Source organism: Sphingobacterium sp. SYP-B4668, assembly GCF_027627455.1.
Classification (GTDB): domain Bacteria; phylum Bacteroidota; class Bacteroidia; order Sphingobacteriales; family Sphingobacteriaceae; genus Sphingobacterium.
The window spans coordinates 1825433-1843268 of sequence record NZ_CP115483.1 but is presented as its reverse complement, the minus strand read 5'-3'; the positions used below and the strand labels follow the sequence as shown (position 1 = coordinate 1843268).

At 39.4% G+C, this 17836-nt stretch carries 11 protein-coding genes; 8 read left to right on the top strand and 3 right to left on the bottom strand.

All coding sequences use genetic code 11. The features are described 5' to 3' along the window. Positions 1 to 28 precede the first annotated feature (28 nt). From OQ289_RS07765 to OQ289_RS07755, 3 genes are all read left to right on the top strand, one after another. On the top strand, positions 29 to 2110 hold the full coding sequence (locus OQ289_RS07765) for a TonB-dependent receptor (protein ID WP_270090149.1): 2082 nt from the start codon (positions 29 to 31) through the stop codon (positions 2108 to 2110). Positions 2111 to 2208: 98 nt separating this feature from the next. Then, positions 2209 to 5544, top strand: a complete 3336-nt coding sequence (locus OQ289_RS07760) for a DEAD/DEAH box helicase (protein WP_270090148.1) — start codon at positions 2209 to 2211, stop codon at positions 5542 to 5544. Positions 5545 to 5728: 184 nt separating this feature from the next. Next, positions 5729 to 6508: a Cof-type HAD-IIB family hydrolase gene (locus OQ289_RS07755; RefSeq protein ID WP_270090146.1), complete on the top strand. Its 780-nt coding sequence runs from the start codon at positions 5729 to 5731 to the stop codon at positions 6506 to 6508. Here the strand turns inward: OQ289_RS07755 and OQ289_RS07750 are convergent. Then, positions 6505 to 7107 carry a histidine kinase gene (locus tag OQ289_RS07750; RefSeq protein WP_270090144.1) on the bottom strand — a complete coding sequence of 201 codons (603 nt, stop codon included), beginning with the start codon at positions 7105 to 7107 and terminating at the stop codon, positions 6505 to 6507. The genes OQ289_RS07755 and OQ289_RS07750 overlap by 4 nt on opposite strands. A gap of 295 nt (positions 7108 to 7402) precedes the next feature. Between OQ289_RS07750 and OQ289_RS07745 the strand changes: the two genes are divergently transcribed. The 3 genes from OQ289_RS07745 to OQ289_RS07735 are packed head-to-tail and all read left to right on the top strand — an operon-like array spanning position 7403 to position 12744. Then, positions 7403 to 9886, top strand: a complete 2484-nt coding sequence (locus OQ289_RS07745) for a tetratricopeptide repeat protein (RefSeq protein WP_270090142.1) — start codon at positions 7403 to 7405, stop codon at positions 9884 to 9886. A gap of 3 nt (positions 9887 to 9889) precedes the next feature. Further along, on the top strand, positions 9890 to 11665 hold the full coding sequence (locus OQ289_RS07740; RefSeq protein ID WP_270090141.1) for an HSP90 family protein: 1776 nt from the start codon (positions 9890 to 9892) through the stop codon (positions 11663 to 11665). 17 nt (positions 11666 to 11682) lie between these two features. Continuing rightward, positions 11683 to 12744, top strand: a complete 1062-nt coding sequence (locus tag OQ289_RS07735) for a hypothetical protein (RefSeq protein WP_270090140.1) — start codon at positions 11683 to 11685, stop codon at positions 12742 to 12744. A 154-nt stretch (positions 12745 to 12898) separates the two neighbouring features. Here OQ289_RS07735 and OQ289_RS07730 read toward each other — a convergent pair whose 3' ends face one another. Beyond that, the gene (locus tag OQ289_RS07730) at positions 12899 to 13495 is read right to left on the bottom strand and encodes a DUF502 domain-containing protein (protein WP_033565927.1); all 597 of its coding nucleotides are present in this window, start codon (positions 13493 to 13495) and stop codon (positions 12899 to 12901) included. A 50-nt stretch (positions 13496 to 13545) separates the two neighbouring features. After that, entirely contained in the window at positions 13546 to 15987 is a 2442-nt protein-coding gene (locus OQ289_RS07725; protein ID WP_270090137.1) for a bifunctional UDP-N-acetylmuramoyl-tripeptide:D-alanyl-D-alanine ligase/alanine racemase, read from the bottom strand. A 219-nt stretch (positions 15988 to 16206) separates the two neighbouring features. Between OQ289_RS07725 and OQ289_RS07720 the strand changes: the two genes are divergently transcribed. Both OQ289_RS07720 and OQ289_RS07715 read left to right on the top strand, forming a co-directional pair. Next, entirely contained in the window at positions 16207 to 16704 is a 498-nt protein-coding gene (locus OQ289_RS07720) for a regulatory protein RecX (RefSeq protein WP_270090136.1), read from the top strand. 61 nt (positions 16705 to 16765) lie between these two features. Next, complete coding sequence (locus OQ289_RS07715) at positions 16766 to 17755, top strand: LacI family DNA-binding transcriptional regulator (protein WP_270090135.1); 990 nt, start codon at positions 16766 to 16768, stop codon at positions 17753 to 17755. Positions 17756 to 17836 lie beyond the last annotated feature (81 nt).

Below are 17836 nucleotides of genomic sequence, written 5' to 3'. Positions count from 1 at the left end.
TTAGGAACTTTTATATCCTAAACACGACATGCGACTAATCAAAGCCCTAGCTCTTTTCTTCTCTACTTCTGCTTCATGCCATTTGATTGCCCAGGAAGTCCAATTAACAGATAGTATTGATAATCCACTATCACCTATACAAATCAATGCATATTTTGCCAAACGACCGCTTCTGACGTTGACATCATCGGCCCAAAGTATTGGTCAGGATTTAATTGCTAGTCAGGGTAACCAGACCTTGTTGACAGCAATCAATACTGTACCTGGTATACGAATGGAAGAACGATCGCCAGGCAGTTACCGATTGGCTATGAGGGGGAGTTTGATTCGCTCTCCATTTGGCATTCGAAACGCCAAAATCTATGTTGATGAGTTTCCGCTAACCGACGCAGGTGGCAATACCTATCTTAACCTTTTAGATCCCGCTTCTGTGCGTGGCCTCCATATCATCAAAGGCCCAGATGGATCAATATACGGACCAAACTCAGGTGGAGTTATTCAACTTACTCCGAATGGTTTTGACGCACACCTTGGTAGTTCGCTCGCTATTCAGGGTGGTTCTTTCGGAGGCTTTCAAGAGCAGCTATCTACGGCGCTACAACCTACGCAAAACTATAATTTCGCTATAGACCAGAGTTTTAGCAGAAGTGATGGCTATCGCCAGAATTCAGCACTGAATAAGAAAACCATACAGACAACACATCGCTGGAACTACAGTCCTTCCGGACAGTTGAAACTACTAGCATTATATGCTAATCTTGGTTATCGTACACCTGGGGGGTTGACACAGGCGCAATATGATGAAGATCCTACTGCAGCACGACCACCCGCGGGGCCCAATCCTGGAGCAATGGAGCAGAGAGCAGGAATCTATAATAAAACATTTTTTGGAGGTCTTTCCAATACCTATGAATTGTCCAATTATTTTACTCACGTCATTAGTTTATTTGGAAGCCTGGCTAATGTAAAAAATCCTTTTATCACCAATTTTGAAAAGCGAGACGAAAACAACATTGGGCTACGTTCCTATATATCTTATCACAATGAGGATAATGAACAGCTCCAATTACAATTTCAATTAGGAGTGGAAGGACAAAAGGGAGATTACAAAATAGACAACTTTGACAATGAAAAAGGTATTGCTACCCATACACAAAACAAGAATAGATTAGAAAATGACCAACATTTCTATTTCCTACGTGGACAGACGCTAATCGCTAAAAAGCTCACGTTGGAAGCCTCTCTTGGATTGAATTATAATGCCATCAAATATGAAGAAATCTTCCCCGAAGCTACTGAACGCTTCCGAAAAATTGATTTTGGCACTACGTGGATGCCTCGTTTTGGAGCCTCCTATCTGCTCACACATCAAATAGCTGCTCGAACCTCTATCAGTAAGGGCTTTTCAGCTCCCACAATTGCAGAGATATATCCCTCAGATAATGAATTTAATGCTAACCTCAAGCCTGAGACGGGCACCAACTACGAAATTGGCTTGCGTGCAGAAAGTTGGAATAGAAGACTGATTATAGACGCAGCCTACTACTATTTCCGCATGGATGATGCCATTATCCGTCAGATTAGGGAGAGCGGGAAAGAATATTTTCTGAATGCTGGAAAAGTAGACCAACAAGGTATTGAAGCGTCTATTTTGACCTACTTGATTGCCCCTAGAAAGCAACAGTTTATCCAATCCCTATCATTGGGAAGTAATATGACATACAACCACTATCGTTTTGCACAATATAAAGTTGGGCAAGACGATTTCTCCGGCAATAAATTAACCGCTACCCCCGACTGGATTTGGGTCAATCACGTATCATTAACATTCGATAAAAATTTTGGCATCAATATAATGCATAATTTTACATCAAGTATTCCATTAAATGATGCAAACACTGTGTATGCGGATAAATATCATTTGCTACAAGCCAAAATTAATTGGACAACACCTCTCGTAAAGGGATGTAATTTACAATTGTTTGCTGGTGTAGACAATCTGCTGAATGAAAAATACAGCTTGGGAAATGACATCAATGCTTTTGGCGGACGTTATTTTAACGCTGCCCCCAGCCGCAATTACTACATAGGTTTCAAACTAATGCATTAGACGTGTATCTCAAATCAAGTTAACCTTTTTTCTATTCGACCTTCGCAAATGCAATGCATTTTATCTAAGTTTGAATTCTATGCAGCGTTTGGACAGTAATGGATTATTACAATAATACAGAGTTTCATCAGTATAAAATCCAACATATTGATTTTGATGGAATCGATCGTTTTTCCTATATAACCGAGTTAGACGGCCCCCGAATTACGGATCCGGTACTACAAGTGGAAAATATCCAGCGCTATCAAGGTAGCTTCAGGTTAGCGATTGACAATCACGTCTATTCGCTTCGACTGGTATATCAAAAGCCAAGTCTTTTGTTGTCATGTTCGTGCACAGAAATGTTTGGAATTTGTCTACACCAACGGACACTATTAATCTCTCTTTTCCGTAATGAAGAGTGGTTGACTTTCTTTTCTGATAAACGGTATGATACCCGTTTGAGAAAAGCAGGCGTCCGATACGGCCTTACAGAAGAGGCGGAAATAGAGAAATACCTTAAGCTAGGATACCAAGATAAATTAGAAGTATCTCTTCAAAACAATAGTATTATCTCACTAGATCATAATTATTTTAAAATAAAAAAGAATGACACCGACTCAAAAAATATGCCGCTACAAGATACTATTATTGTCATCAAAAGGCATCGTTTCTACAAACACCTGCAAATCCAGCTCTGTTTGGCTCAAAAAACCAAACAGGGCAAATTAAAAAACCCTATACATCCCATTCCTGTGCTGGACAGTATATGGAAGTCCAAAGACGTATTTGAAAGTCAATTTTATAGTGCGATACAACAACTGTCACAATCCACCAATGAACTAACAGATGAGCAGCTTCAGCGAGCACTCTCCGCCGTGGTTAAAAACCCACTTGGATTAGCGGTGTATATGCATAACGACGCTCACCCAGCCTCTTTAACATCCACTCAACTCACCCCAGTATTTTTAAAGTCGTTGGCAGCCGTTCCTGCTATGGAAATTCGTACAAGAGAGTCATTTATGACATTGCATGCTTCGCTCAGCATTGAAAACAAATCATACTCCCTGCATGAGCTTACACTAAAATTGACGCATTTCATCCATATCAACCACACACTTTATCACATCCCTCTAATAGAGATTGCTGAACTGATAGCCCTGTTCCATGACAAAGGAAAAGAATTACTCATACATCAATCCATATTTAAGACATTTAACACGAAGTTTTTAGAGTCTCTATCACAGTCTATAGAGATTCGTTATCCAGACATGCCTAAGATTAGCAAAAGAGAACTGGCGCATCAAAAGTATTACGGGGACAGGGAGGCAATCATCTACTTAGATGAATCGCAGGACTACATAACGCTAACGCCTGTATTTCGATATGCGGATATAGAAGTTCCAATACGCTCTCAAAGGCAGATAGTCGGGATGGACCCAACCGGCAACAGCTACTTAGTAAAAAGATGTAACGATAAAGAACAAGCTGTGATTGCCCTTCTTATTAAGCAACATCCGTATTTTGAAGAGCAACTACAAGAATCCTTTCTATACTTTTATCTTCACAGAAAACACTTTCTAAATGAAAATTGGTTTTTGGATGTCTTTGAAGAATGGCGTAATCATGGTATTAGCATTATAGGATTCAATTTTATTAAAAACAATAACATCAGCCCATTCAAAGGTAAAGTAACAGTTGAGGTAAAAAGTGGAATCAACTGGTTTAATGTAAATATTAATTTAAATTTTGGCATCAGAAAAGCTGCTATTAAAAAACTGGAGAAAGCCGTTCGTAATCGTTCCAAATTTATCACTTTGGATGATGGTACAGTCGGAATTCTACCTGAAGAATGGATTGAAAAATTTGCTACTTACTTTGAAGCGGGCGAAATAGACGACCGGGGCAATATACTCGTTTCAAAAAACAATTTTTCAACGATTGACCATCTTTTCGAGGAGCATCAGTTGGATAAAAAAACTAAAGAGGAAATTCAACTACTTAAATATAAAACTCAGAATTTCAAAAATATAAATAAACTAAAAACACCTAAAACATTCAATGGAACACTACGCCCTTATCAACACGAAGGTCTTAATTGGCTCAATTTTTTAGATGATTTTCGACTGGGTGGCTGTCTAGCGGATGATATGGGATTAGGCAAAACCATTCAAATTATCGCCTTTATCCTTTCCCAACGAGAGAAAAAAGAGAGCAACTGTAATCTTCTTGTACTGCCAACAACGCTTATCTTCAATTGGAAGCGTGAGTTACAGCAATTTGCCCCTGATATAGACGTTTTAATATTGGACGGTCCCAAGCGTCTTAAAAGTGCTGAGGAGTTTAAAAATTATGAACTGATAATGATATCTTATCACAATCTATTGACCGATATCAATTATTTGAAAAAATACACGTTTAACTATATTTTCTTGGATGAGTCCCAACAAATAAAAAACCCTAACTCTCAACGATACAAAGCTGCATTATTACTTCAATCTTACAACCGTATCGCGTTGACAGGTACACCGATTGAAAACAACACGTTAGATTTGTATGCCCAACTTTCCTTTGCTTGCCCAGGACTACTTGGAAGCAAAAAATATTTTAAAGATGTATATACTACACCCATAGATGCCTTTAGCGATCGCAAGCGAATGAAGTCCTTACAACAAAAGATTCAACCCTTCATCCTTCGACGAACTAAGCAAGAGGTAATGCATGAACTTCCTGAGAAAAACGAAATCATCCTATACTGTGAGATGAAACCTGACCAGCGGAAAATCTATGACCTTTACGAAAAGGAGTTTAGAGAATTTATTTCTGTATCCGATGGAGATGAAATCCGTAAGAACGCTATGTATGTCTTAAAGGGATTAACCAAGTTAAGACTCATCTGCAATTCTACTAAATTACTGAAAGCGGAGGACTTAACAAGTGTAGTAGATTCAGCTAAGATTGAAGCGCTTGTCGAACAAATAGCTGATCGAAAAGACCAACAAAAGATTGTTGTATTCTCTCAGTTTGTATCCATGCTGGAATTGGTTAAAAAAGCTTTAGAAAAGGTTGGAATCGAAGTGTCAATGTTGACGGGGAAAAGTAAAAATCGGGAAAAGATAGTACATGGCTTTCAAGAACAAGAAGACACTCGTGTTATGCTGATTTCTCTAAAAGTGGGCGGCATGGGGCTGAACCTTACAGCTGCCAATCTAGTCTATCTCATAGACCCGTGGTGGAATCCAGCAGTTGAAGAGCAGGCCATCGACCGTACCTATCGCATAGGTCAAGACAAGGCGGTGACAGCAATACGATTGATTACACCGGATACTGTTGAGGAAAAAATGATCAAACTGCAGCAACAGAAAAAAGAGATTGCCTCCACCTTGATTGGAAATGGGACGAACCCACTATTTGCAGACTTCAACAAAGATGACTTACTCAGGCTGCTGAGTTAAACGGTTGTGCACTTCGCGAATGGCAAATACACTGGAGACTCTTTCTGATGATTTCCTGTTTGGAATCTCTACTGCGTTTCGAGTATTTAAATTAAATCGATAGTGTCATTGACCATCCTATTGAGGATGCCTCCCCGCTTTTTTTTGTATTTTTGCAATTCACTACGAAAAGAGATATATTTTTATGATTAAAGCAGTTTTTTTTGACGTCGATGGCACATTATTAAGTTTCAACACCCACCAAATTCCATTATCCACTGAAAATGCCATTCGTACCTTACAAGCCAAAGGTATCAAAATAATAGTATCTACCGGTCGCTCGATTAATAGTTTAAATCATATCAAATATTTAGATTTCGATGGATTTATCACCTTCAACGGTGGGTATTGCGTCACAAAAGACGGAGATGTGCTGTTTAGAAAACCGATACCTGCAGAAGATATCCAATCTCTTTTGAACTATGCAAAGCAAGCAAATCCAGTAAGTTTTTCGTTAATGTCTGAACAGGAAATCTCGATTTTCAATGTCACTCCTGATATCCAGCAGATGTACGACTCCCTGAATCTTCCCGTCCCTATGCAGCGCGAATATGAAGACTTTGACACCTCGACGGTACTTCAAACTAATATTTTCATTCAGCCAGAGCATGAAGATCATTTTATGAAGACGGTGATGCCCAACTCAATTGCCTCTCGTTGGACACCACTTTTCGCAGATGTCAACCCTTTAGGACAAAGTAAAAAAGTAGGTATTGATATCTTTCTGGACTACTTTGGGATTACGATTAACGAAACCATGTCATTTGGAGATGGCGGAAACGACATCACCATGTTGCAACATACCCACATTGGAGTAGCCATGGGCAATGCTAATCCGGAAGTAAAAGACATTGCAGATTATATAACCGATGACGTGGATCACGACGGTATTTGGAATGCTCTCAAGCATTTCGATGTTATCTAGAGTTCAAGTGTCAATGAAGCCTTAAACGTATTACTATTACTATTGAAAAGTAATTGATATCTCTTAGGGTAAATCAAATTTAATCGTTTTTTGTAAGCTTGGATTATAGCGGTAGTCCGTTGGTCGGGAATGTGATGGTTCACACGGTTACTTACTTCGAGGGTCAACATTTTTTCTGACCCCGACAACTTTATTTTAACGGGAAATCTTTCCATCCTACAGTATCCATACACTAGCGAATTCTGAATAAGGGGAATGAGAATAAACGGTGGAACAAATATTTCACTTCCTGTCCATTTTGAGACAAAGTTGACATAAAACTCCTCCATTGGCATTTTCTGGTAAACCGCGATGTACGCTTTGATGTACTCAACCTCATACTGGAGTGACAACATCACTTGTGATACTCTCGTAAAAGATATTCGTTGGAGATTTGCATATTGTAGATTGAGGTCTTCTGCCATCCTATTTTCAACGCATCGTTCACACCATAGCTGTAATAGATTTCGATCGATTTGGCTTTCTAAAAAAGATTCCATTCCTTCTTCCTCTGTGGGCACATGTTCAGCCGCCCCCCCTCTATTAAATATTTTAAACATCGATATCCTATCTTTGTACTTGTTAAACCCGATTTACAAATGCAAGTTTACATAAATTGCCTTACAACTTCACCATTATCCTACAACCGGTGATGGGACAACTAACTGAAACGTCGAAAACTTATAAAACCCACAGTATTAACACATAAGAAGATTTATTGACTACGGCTCTGGATGTTCAAAAAATTAAAGCCTTTACAGATTTATTTTATAAATAAATTTTAATTATTTTGACTGGAGATTTCACATGCGTGCTATACGTGTATTGCACCATACAGCAGAAACAACAATTATCATGAATTTAAGTACTCGGTACGAAACTACACAGTCCAACATCAAAATAGCTGATTTACTAAATTTTGACTATAGCTACAACGCTTTACAGGATGACCAAAATTGGATGACGGGCCTCGCTATCCTAAGTCAATCGACCTCTTATTTCCAACAGTGTTCAGTAGATATCGTACAACTTTACGAAAAGCTTTTTTACGATGGGCTGGACTTCAAATTCAGCTATCTTCTGAGCGAAGAAGATTATGATTTCTATTGGAACACACTCGAAACTATACTTAATAATCTTGCGCAACATTTGCCGGATGCGTACGCTCAGCTGGCCTTTCAATACCACGAAGCTCGCACTGGCTATCAGAATAAAGAGAAGGTTGCACATTACTTAACACTCGCCATAGCACACAACGCACCAATTGCGAAGCCTGTATATGCCTATTTCTTGTATTACAATCATATCCCTCGACAGGACAAAGAGGAGGCCATCCGCTTGCTAGACCAAGATAATAGTGAATGGGGCCGGCTATACAGAGGATACCTTTACCTGGAAGGCAAAGAGTTTGATAACCTGACTACTATTTATTCATCGCTCAGAACCAGTCAAGATAGCAAAATTATAAAGAACAGCTATATATTGGAGGCCTGTAGCCACGAATGGCAAGGCAATTTGGACAAAGCAAAGACGATATATAAGTATTGTATGGACACATACGATTCGTCCTACGCCATGACTCGTTACGCTTTGTTGACTTTTGATGACCAGACGCCTACGGCAGCGCTCGCCCTTTTAGAAAGGGCTGCAGAGTTGGGCAGTCTAGAAGCCATGAGCAATTTTGGACACCTATCCTGTCCTCCCCAGGCGGCTGAAGAAGAAGCATATCGAAATGCTTTCCATTGGTTTTCAATCGCTCATCTGTACGGAAATATTTATGCAACATATCGTTTGGCGCTACTACAGCTCTATGTACCGCATCATCAAAATATGGCCAAGGGACTGGCCAATTTAGACATAGCTGCTGACAAAGAACTCATGGATGCTCTTGTAGAAAAGGCCGAGCTGTACCTTGAAGGTCAGCTTATCGACAAAAATCTAGAGATGAGCAAGTTCTATTTTGAAAAAGCTATCGAACGTCACAACAGCCCATATGCCCATTATCGGCTTGGCTATATGTATGAATTGGGATTAATATCAGGCACCTCGAAGTTAGACCTTGCTTTAAATCATTATGAACAAGCAGCTCAACAGAACCATTCATATGGCAACAGTAATTCGGGTAGAATGTATCGGTATGGCTTAGGCACGGAAGTAAACAACGAAAAGGCTAAAGTATATTTTGAAAAAGGAATTGAACAGAACAATCCCTCTTCAGTCACAGAGTTAGCTTTTATGTATGAAGACGAAAGTCTAGAAAAAGACCTTTCTCGTGCATTTGAACTGTTCACTATAGCGTCAGAGATGAATGGAGGCTATGGTTATGCTTGTTACATCCGAGGCCAATATCTTGAATTTGGCTACCATACTGGGGGTGAACGTAATCTAGAACAAGCTGTGCAAATGTATGAGAAGGGTGCAGCTCTCCAAGATATCAACAGTATCTACGAATTGGGACGTTGTTACCGATACGGTATTGTATACGAACAAAATCCAGATTTTGCAATAGAACACTTTCAAAAGGCCGCTGACGCTGGCCTACCGAAAAGTATGGTTGAACTTTCTATGTGCTACGAATATGAGTTTGGCGTTAGCTTTGATGCCCAAAAGACATTCGATTTGATGAAGCAAGCAGCAGAACTTAATTACCCTTATGCACAGTATAAAGTAGGCTCCTACCTTCTGCACGGCAATCTTGGAGCGCCCATTCTCGCCAACTCGGATGAAGCTCTCATTTGGCTGAATAAAGCCCGAGAAAATAAACAGCCTTACGCCCTATTAGAACTAGGTGACTACTACCTATATGATTATGACCAAAAAGATGAATATGAAAAAGCATTCGATTACTTTGTTGAGGCTTACGATAAATATGAATTGATATCCGAAGGTCTCGGCATCTGTCATGAATATGGCATAGGCACCCATACCAATACTGGAGAGGCATTCAAGTATTATGAAGTGGCAGCCAATCAACAAAATAAAAATTCGATGTATCGCTTAGGTAGGTGCTATCTAAACGGTACTGGAATCAAAAAAAACGAGAGCCAGGCTTACCACTGGTTTGCAAATGCTGCAAACTATGGGGATGCTCCTTCACAATATCATGCAGGTCTCTTACTTCTTCGAGGACAAGGGGTAGCAATGAATAAAGAAGAAGGATTTAAGCTACTCGAACAGGCTGCTCAACAAAATAACGCTGCAGCACAATTCGAACTGGGTAATTGTCATTTAATGGGTGAGGGCATCGAGGAGAATGAAGAACAGGCTATTCATTGGTTCACCGTCGCGGCCGAAAATGGACACAAACAAGCCAAACGAATCATCGGAGGAAAAAGATAAACCATGGAACATAAAGAATCGTATATCTTTCAAGTAAATTTAAAAGGGATGATATCCCTTCTTTCGGAACATCTATACAGCAACCCCAACACATTTGTGCGTGAGTTGCTGCAAAATGCGGTCGATGCTATTACCGCTGTACAACATATAGACGAATATCACGAAGGCAAAATCACTGTGCGTCTAGCCCTAGGAAAGCTAATTTTCGAGGATAATGGAATTGGCCTTACTGAATCTGAAATACATCAATTCATTGCTGTTATTGGTGAGAGTTCGAAACGCAACAGTGTGGATGCACAGGATTTTATTGGCAAATTTGGGATAGGATTGCTTTCCTGCTTTGTTGTGAGTAATGAGATTGTATTGGAGACACGATCAGCAATGAGTGAAAATGCTGTCAGGTGGACGGGACTTTCTAACGGAACCTATCAAATAGAGCCAATAGCAGAAAAGCACCCCATAGGTACTCGAGTAATCCTAAGTCCCAAAAAAGAATGGGCGCACCTCTTCACATTTACTTCTCTTCAGCACAATTTAAGCTATTATGGAGATTTACTCCCTATTCCGATCGAATGCATAGAAGAAAGTCAAAAAGCCAGTATTAACGACTCTACGGGCCTATGGTTGACCAAGCAAGTAGCGAAAGACCAATTATTAAAACTGGGCAACAGTATTTTTCACACCAATTTTATAGATGCATTCTGTATCGATGCCCCTACTGGAGGACTTAAAGCAATTGTCTATATTCTACCACATAAAGCACAATTCTCTAATCGGCAAAGTCACAAACTGTATCTCAAAAGGATGTTTTTAAGTGATGATGACTGTCGACTACTACCTAAATGGGCATTTTTTGTAAGATGTATCATCAACACAGATTTCTTACAAGCTACTGCATCACGGGAGTCGCTGATGACTAGCGACACATTGAAAGAGACACAAAAGGAAATTGCCGAAGCCTTAAAGGATTACCTCCGCAACATACGGACAATAGATGAGGGTGTCTACCATAACTTAATCCACACTCACTATCTACACATAAAGGCCATTGCTGCAGAAGATATCGAATTGCTAAGTGTTTTTCTTGAAGATTTGCCATTTGAAACCAATAAAGGAGTCAGGACGTTCAAAAACATTAGGCAATATCAAGATAAGATATATTACACCCCCAATATAGACGACTTCAAACAAATGAGACGCATTGCTGAATCTCAAGGACTATTGGTTATCAATGCAGCATATACATTTGAAGAGGAACTGCTCAAAAAAGCGCAACGCTTAGACAGTAGCATTCGGATCAAAGAAATCACACCAAGGGATATCTTGGCATCATTCCATGAACTAGCCCCCGAACAAGAGATTACCTATCTTACATTTTTAGACACAGCGAATGAGGTGCTAAACGAGCAAGGTTGTGAAGTTATCATCAAATCATATACTCCACTGGACATCCCGTCGCTCTACATCGCGTCCAATATATCCATCACGTCCTCGTCGATCAAAAAATCCGCTGACAATCCCCTCAACGACATTTTAGGATCGTTCTCATCAAAAAAGAACGCAGACAAACCGGTGCTTTGCCTAAATTCAAGCAACAAGCTAATCAACAATCTGCTGTCAGTAAAAGACGACTATGTCATTCGCTCTGTCGTACATGTACTATATGTACAATCGTTGTTACTTGGCAAATATCCAGTAAATGACAGAGAAATGACCTTGTTCAATGAGGGAATCAACAATCTGTTGATTATGGGAATTGACAATTTTATAAACATTTAGATTCATAACGTGATACCATGTACACTTTACAGATTCAAAAAATATTAAATACAGCATCCCACTTAAGTGATAAGGACAAGGATAAGATAAGATATTTTCTTCAGGCCATTCAATTGGCCGATGAAAACAATGATATCGATTGGGCGTATGAGCTTCGTATGCAATTAATGGACATTGAATGGGAACACAATGACCGACGAAATTTTCTTCCTACTTTTAGCTGGCTCTTAAATGCATATGACGAACATCCTGACCAGCACAACCCGGAGGAACTCCTTTGGAAGTATAAATGGATTATTAGTGAAGTACAGTCAAACCCGGACATCAGTAAAACACAAATTGTCGGCATTATGGAAGATTTCAAAAGACGCTCGGAAAAGGAAGGATACAACTTGAGGGCCTACCATTCCAAATTGTTGCACAAAGCCGCCGAAGAAAAGGATATCGAGAAGAGCAAGTTGCTACAGGAACAAATTACCGCATTTCAACGAGATGGCATTAGTGATTGTCAAGCTTGCGAATTGGACAGCGAAGTGCTGATTCATCTCCAAGCAAATGAATTTGACGCGGGTTACAACAAAGCTCAACCCATCCTTCAGGAACAATATACTTGTGCACGTGTACCTATAGTTACCCGTATCAACCTGGCCTATTATGCTTTAAAAAACAATCAGAAGGACATTGCTGAGCAACTTTCTGAGCGCGTAGAACAAGAACTCTCCGATCGGGAGGAAGATACTTACTTGATTAGCTCAATTGGTAATTTTGTACCCGTCTTATTTGAGTTGAAACCTACTGCTGCTTGGTCTTACTTACAGCTATTTATCAACTGGTCCTTGGAAACCGATAAGAGTACATTGTTTTTCTTTGCCAAGGGGATTATCGAGGCCTTGCAAAATATTCCTGCCACAACTCCAGTATCTTTGAAACTACCTTTAGAACATCCGATTTACAGCAATTCGGACACCTATATAATGGCTGATATCTATCATTTCTATTTAAGTACGGCGCAATTGATTGCCAAGGAATTTGACACGCGAAATGAGAATAATAACTTTTCTAAACAGCTTGCATTTTGAATAGTAACCCCAAATTTGTTGGATTAGTTTTACTAATCACGAATAAGGAACAGCGCAGGCCCAATCTATAACGATCTAGCAACACATGATAAAAAAGCTTCCGATTCGATTCAAAAGTCGGAAGCTTTCTGTATCTATTAACAACTGGGTTGAACTATTCCAACCCACTGACACCGCCAGAAACAACTAGTTTCATTGCATCCGTGGCAGACATATTTAATTTTTTCACCTTATCGGCGTGGACAACTACTATTTGCCCAGCAAATGAATAAGAATAAGGAAAATAGACGATGACCTCGTTTGGAAGGTCTAGCTTACTCAAATCATGTTGAGTCAGAAACCCAATCTTTTTAAGCCCCATATCGTTAACCGTTACCAACACGGGTTCGTTAAACTTCTTAGCATCCCCTACAAAAGCTTCTGTAAAGTCCTTGATGGACGAATACAACGTGTTTAAAAGAGGAATTCTATTGATTTGATGGTTAATCCAATTTTTAATGGGATCGGTTACAAAATTTGTGAATACTACTCCTGCGAGTACCAACACCATTATAACAGTCAAGATTCCAATACCTGGAATATATATTGGATGTCCTTTTTCATCTTCAAAGAAGTGCTCGGTCAAATTGAGTGCAGAATCAACCGAGGCAACAATCCACAGGATTAAGAAGACTGCTCCTGCTAAAGGGACAACGACTAGTGTCCCCTTGATGAAATAATTTAAAAATCCTCTAAAAAGTTTTGAAAACATAATTGCTAAGCACAAAATAATCTATACAAAGATGCAAAATGATGTGCGGATTATTCATAAAAATATACTCTTTTAACACGTTGAGAGACATTAACTAATAGTTCATAAGGGATAGTTCCAATAGCTATTGCTGCTGATTTGATATCTGGAAATACAATTACTTCATCCTCTTCACTGGCATCGATATCCGTGACATCAAGCATACACATGTCCATACAGATATCTCCTATAGTGCTGACCAACTGCCCATTAATTAGCATCTGTCCTACTCCGTTCCCAAATCTACGGTCATATCCATCGGCATACCCAATCTTGATTGTGGCTATTCGGCTATCTCTATGCAGTACACCGTGTCGGTTGTAACCAACTGTTTCTTCTTTTGGAATGTCCTTAATCTGCGTTATATTAGTCTTGAGCTGTCCTACTTCTTGAAGATTCAAATCAGGGCGTCCCATCCCTACGCCATACATCCCAATGCCTAGTCGTACCATGTCAAAATATGCAGATGGCCACCATTCTATTCCAGATGTTGCGGCGATATGTCGCAATATCGGGTAACCCAATACTTCTTGTAGCTTTATCGTAAATTGGTCAAACGTCTTTATCTGCTGTTCTGTAAATGCATTATCAATGGAATTACCAGCAGACGCTAGGTGTGAGAATGAACTTTGCACCCTTACTAACGTCTGATCCTTTAATAAATCGAGTAAGGCGCCTAACTCTTCTGGCACGAAGCCTAATCTGTGCATACCTGTATCTATTTTGATATGGATTGGGAAGTCCGTGATTTTTTTAACGTTCAAAAAGCTCAAAAATGCACGCAATATTCTGAAACTATAGATTTCGGGCTCCAATCTATTCTGCAAGATGACATCAAAAGCATTCTCGTCGGGACTCATCACTACAATCGGTAAGGTAATACCTCCATTCCGGAGTTCCACACCCTCGTCTGCAAAAGCTACCGTTAGGTAATCAACTTTATTGAACTGCAGTAGATTAGCGACTTCAAAACTACCACTCCCATATGAGAAAGCCTTGACCATAGCCATCAGTTTCACATTGGAGGGTAATAGATTTTTATATGCATTGAGATTGTGTTCCACCGCATTGAGATTAATTTCCAATAGCGTGTCGTGTGATTTGGCGACCAATAGTTTACTAATCTTTTCAAAATGGAATTCTCGACCACCTTTCAGCAAGATGGTGGCATCTCGAAAATCGAGTTTTTTAATTTCCTGCTGCAAGGCCTCTGTACTAGGGTAACAAGTAGCGGATGGAGCAATCTGTACTGCATATCTGCTCAATTCCGGGCCAACCAAAATCAATTGATGAAGATTACGTTCGGAGACTAGACTCCTCAATTTGCTTAAATATTTTTCATCTGCAAGATTTAGTCCTGGTATGTCTGACAAAATCAACACCTTTTGCGCATGTTGATGTTGTTGGTTTAGAAAATCCAGTGCAATCTGTAACGACACAAGGTCATTACTATAGGAGTCATCTATAATAGAGGTATTGTTTTTCCCATTCTTAAGCTCCAAACGCATTTCTACTGGGACAATCTGTTGTATACGCTCCGCTATAGCAACCGTATCATAACCAAAGCGGAGCATAACAGCAATACATGTAATCGCATTTTCTATAGCCCCATCGTCCACAAAGGGAACCTCCACAGCAAATGCTCGACCACTATAAGATAGAGTGACAATTGTTTTACCCTCGCTCTGTTTTTTTATACTATACACCTCCAATTGGTTGCCAGACTCGTCTCCCCAAGCAAACTTTCGTGGTCTATATGGACAGATTACCCCATCCAAATACTTAGACGGATAGATAAGCGTTTCTGCATTTTTAAACAATTGAAGCTTTTCTTCGGCTTTCGCTATCTTTGATTTGAAGCCTTCTTGATGCGCAATTCCAATATTGGTCAGCACACCGTATGTGGGTGCAATCATTTCTTGCAATCTCTCCATTTCACCGGCTTTACTCACTCCTGCTTCGATGATGGCCAGATTGTGATAATCCGTCAATCCCCAAAGAGAAAGCGCAACTCCAAGTTGCGAATTATAACTCTTTGGGCTTCTATAGATTTTGTACTCAGGCGACATGAGTTGAAAGAGCCATTCCTTGACGATTGTCTTACCGTTGCTTCCTGTTATACCAATGACAGGGGGTTCGAATTCCTTGCGTTTTTGTTTCGCTAGTTCCTGCAAGGCGTACAAGGTATCTGACACCCATAAGATATTGGCTTCTGGTAAATCGGAAATGTAGTCGCTTCCGATTTTCAACACAAAATTACGTACTCCTTTTTGATAAGCTTCATGTATATATTTATGTCCGTCATTCCTGTTGATAAGGGCAAAGAACAGTGCATTTTTTTCATGTGAAATTTTTCGACTATCATAAAGTAAATAATGAATCTCTGCCTGAAGATCGACCACTTGAATTTGAATCGGCTTTAGAATATTCTGAATCTTTAAAATACTATACATATCCCTCTCGTTTTTTGTCCTTCAAAGATTGTGATTTTTTTCACTAAGTTGGACTTCTTTTTCACCTAAATTTATGGAAATGCATCTGCTTAGGATATTAGAGGAGAGGCTATTCAAAAATCTAAAAGTCACTCTGAATTTGGTGCAAACTTTGCCCCGATATTAGATGTGGAATTCATGAATCCATTTTATTAGTATGAATTTATCTAAGTTTGTAAAATGTACGATCAAGAAAAGAAAAAGCAGTCGTTCACTCCTGGACAAGCCAAATCAAAAGCTGAAAGTTACTGCGCCTATCAAGAACGGTCCCAACAGGAAGTAAGGGACAAGCTCTATGAGTGGGGGCAACACCAAGAGGACGTCGAAAAAATCATAGGGGAATTGATTACAGATAATTTTCTCAACGAAGAAAGATTTGCTTTGGCCTATGCTTCTGGTAAATTCAGGATGAAAGCTTGGGGTCTAAATAAAATTAAGCAAGGGCTGACTTTCAAAAAGGTATCGACACCGCTCATCAAAATAGCATTATCCAGTATCGAAGAAGACGATTATCTCAAAAAATTAGACGATATCTTACTAAAAAAGGTGAGCACACTAAAAGATCAAAACCCTTACATCCTGACGAACAAACTCGTCCAATATGCTGTAAGTAGAGGCTTTGAATCATCCCTTGTCTATGATTGGATCCACAAGAACAAAAAGACATTAGGGATTTAATCGATCTCTTCTTAATATCAATATAAAATATGTACTTTGCCTTCCATAAAGTTGGTAACCTATGTCCATCAGTGAAATAGCAAAACATTTAAAAGTTTCCAAGTCGACTGTATCATTGGTCATCAATGGAAAGGCAGAAAAAGGCAGAATCAGTAAGGTCCTAGCACAACGTATTCGAGATTATATTGAGGAAATAGGTTACAAACCTAATGCATTAGCGAAAAGTCTAGCTACTGGAAAGTCCCGTACAATTGGTCTCATCGTTGAAAATATCGGTGACTCATTCTTTGGTCCCATTGCGCTCTATATCGAAGAGTATCTGAGAAAATATGAATATCAGGTTCTTTATAGTAGCACTATGGGGGATAATAAACTTGCTGCTGAAATCGTACAAACGATGTTGGACAAACATGTGGATGGAATTATATTATCGCCAACGGATGGTATACAGGAGGAGGTCCAAAGAATCATCCAAGGTAATACCCCCATCGTATTATTTGATCGAAAAATCCCTGGAATAAACACCAATTACGTAGGCACCAATAATTATGAAGCAAGTACCTCTGCTATCCAACATCTACTGATGCAGGGATATAGCAACATTGGAATGGTAACGATTGACTCTCAACAGCCGCAGATGCAGGACAGACTCCAGGCTTATCGCCATGCACTAGAAAAACAAGGTCATACTCCCCAGGTCTGCTTCACATCTTTTAGAGAAAAGAGAGAAGGACCTTGGAAAGAAGTACTAGAATGGCTAGAAAAAAAACCTCAACTAGACGCTCTTTATTTCAGCACGAACTACCTCTGCATAATCGGATTGAAGGCCATCCAAAAACTTAAAAAGAGAAGTAAACTGGCTGTAGTAACCTTCGATGACCACGAAGTTTTTGAACTGTTACAACCTCAAATATCTTGTATCCGTCAACCTCTAGAAGGAATTGCAAAAAGCATTGTACACATATTACTAGACCAATTAAAAGATAGAAACAATACTACAGTAGAGGACATTATACCTTCCGAACTTCAGATAAGACAAAGTTCCTTATAAAAAAATTGGAGAGTTTATTTAAATTCTATAGCTTTACGCAATTGGCAAAACCGGTTTTGCCAATTTGTTATAAATCAACCA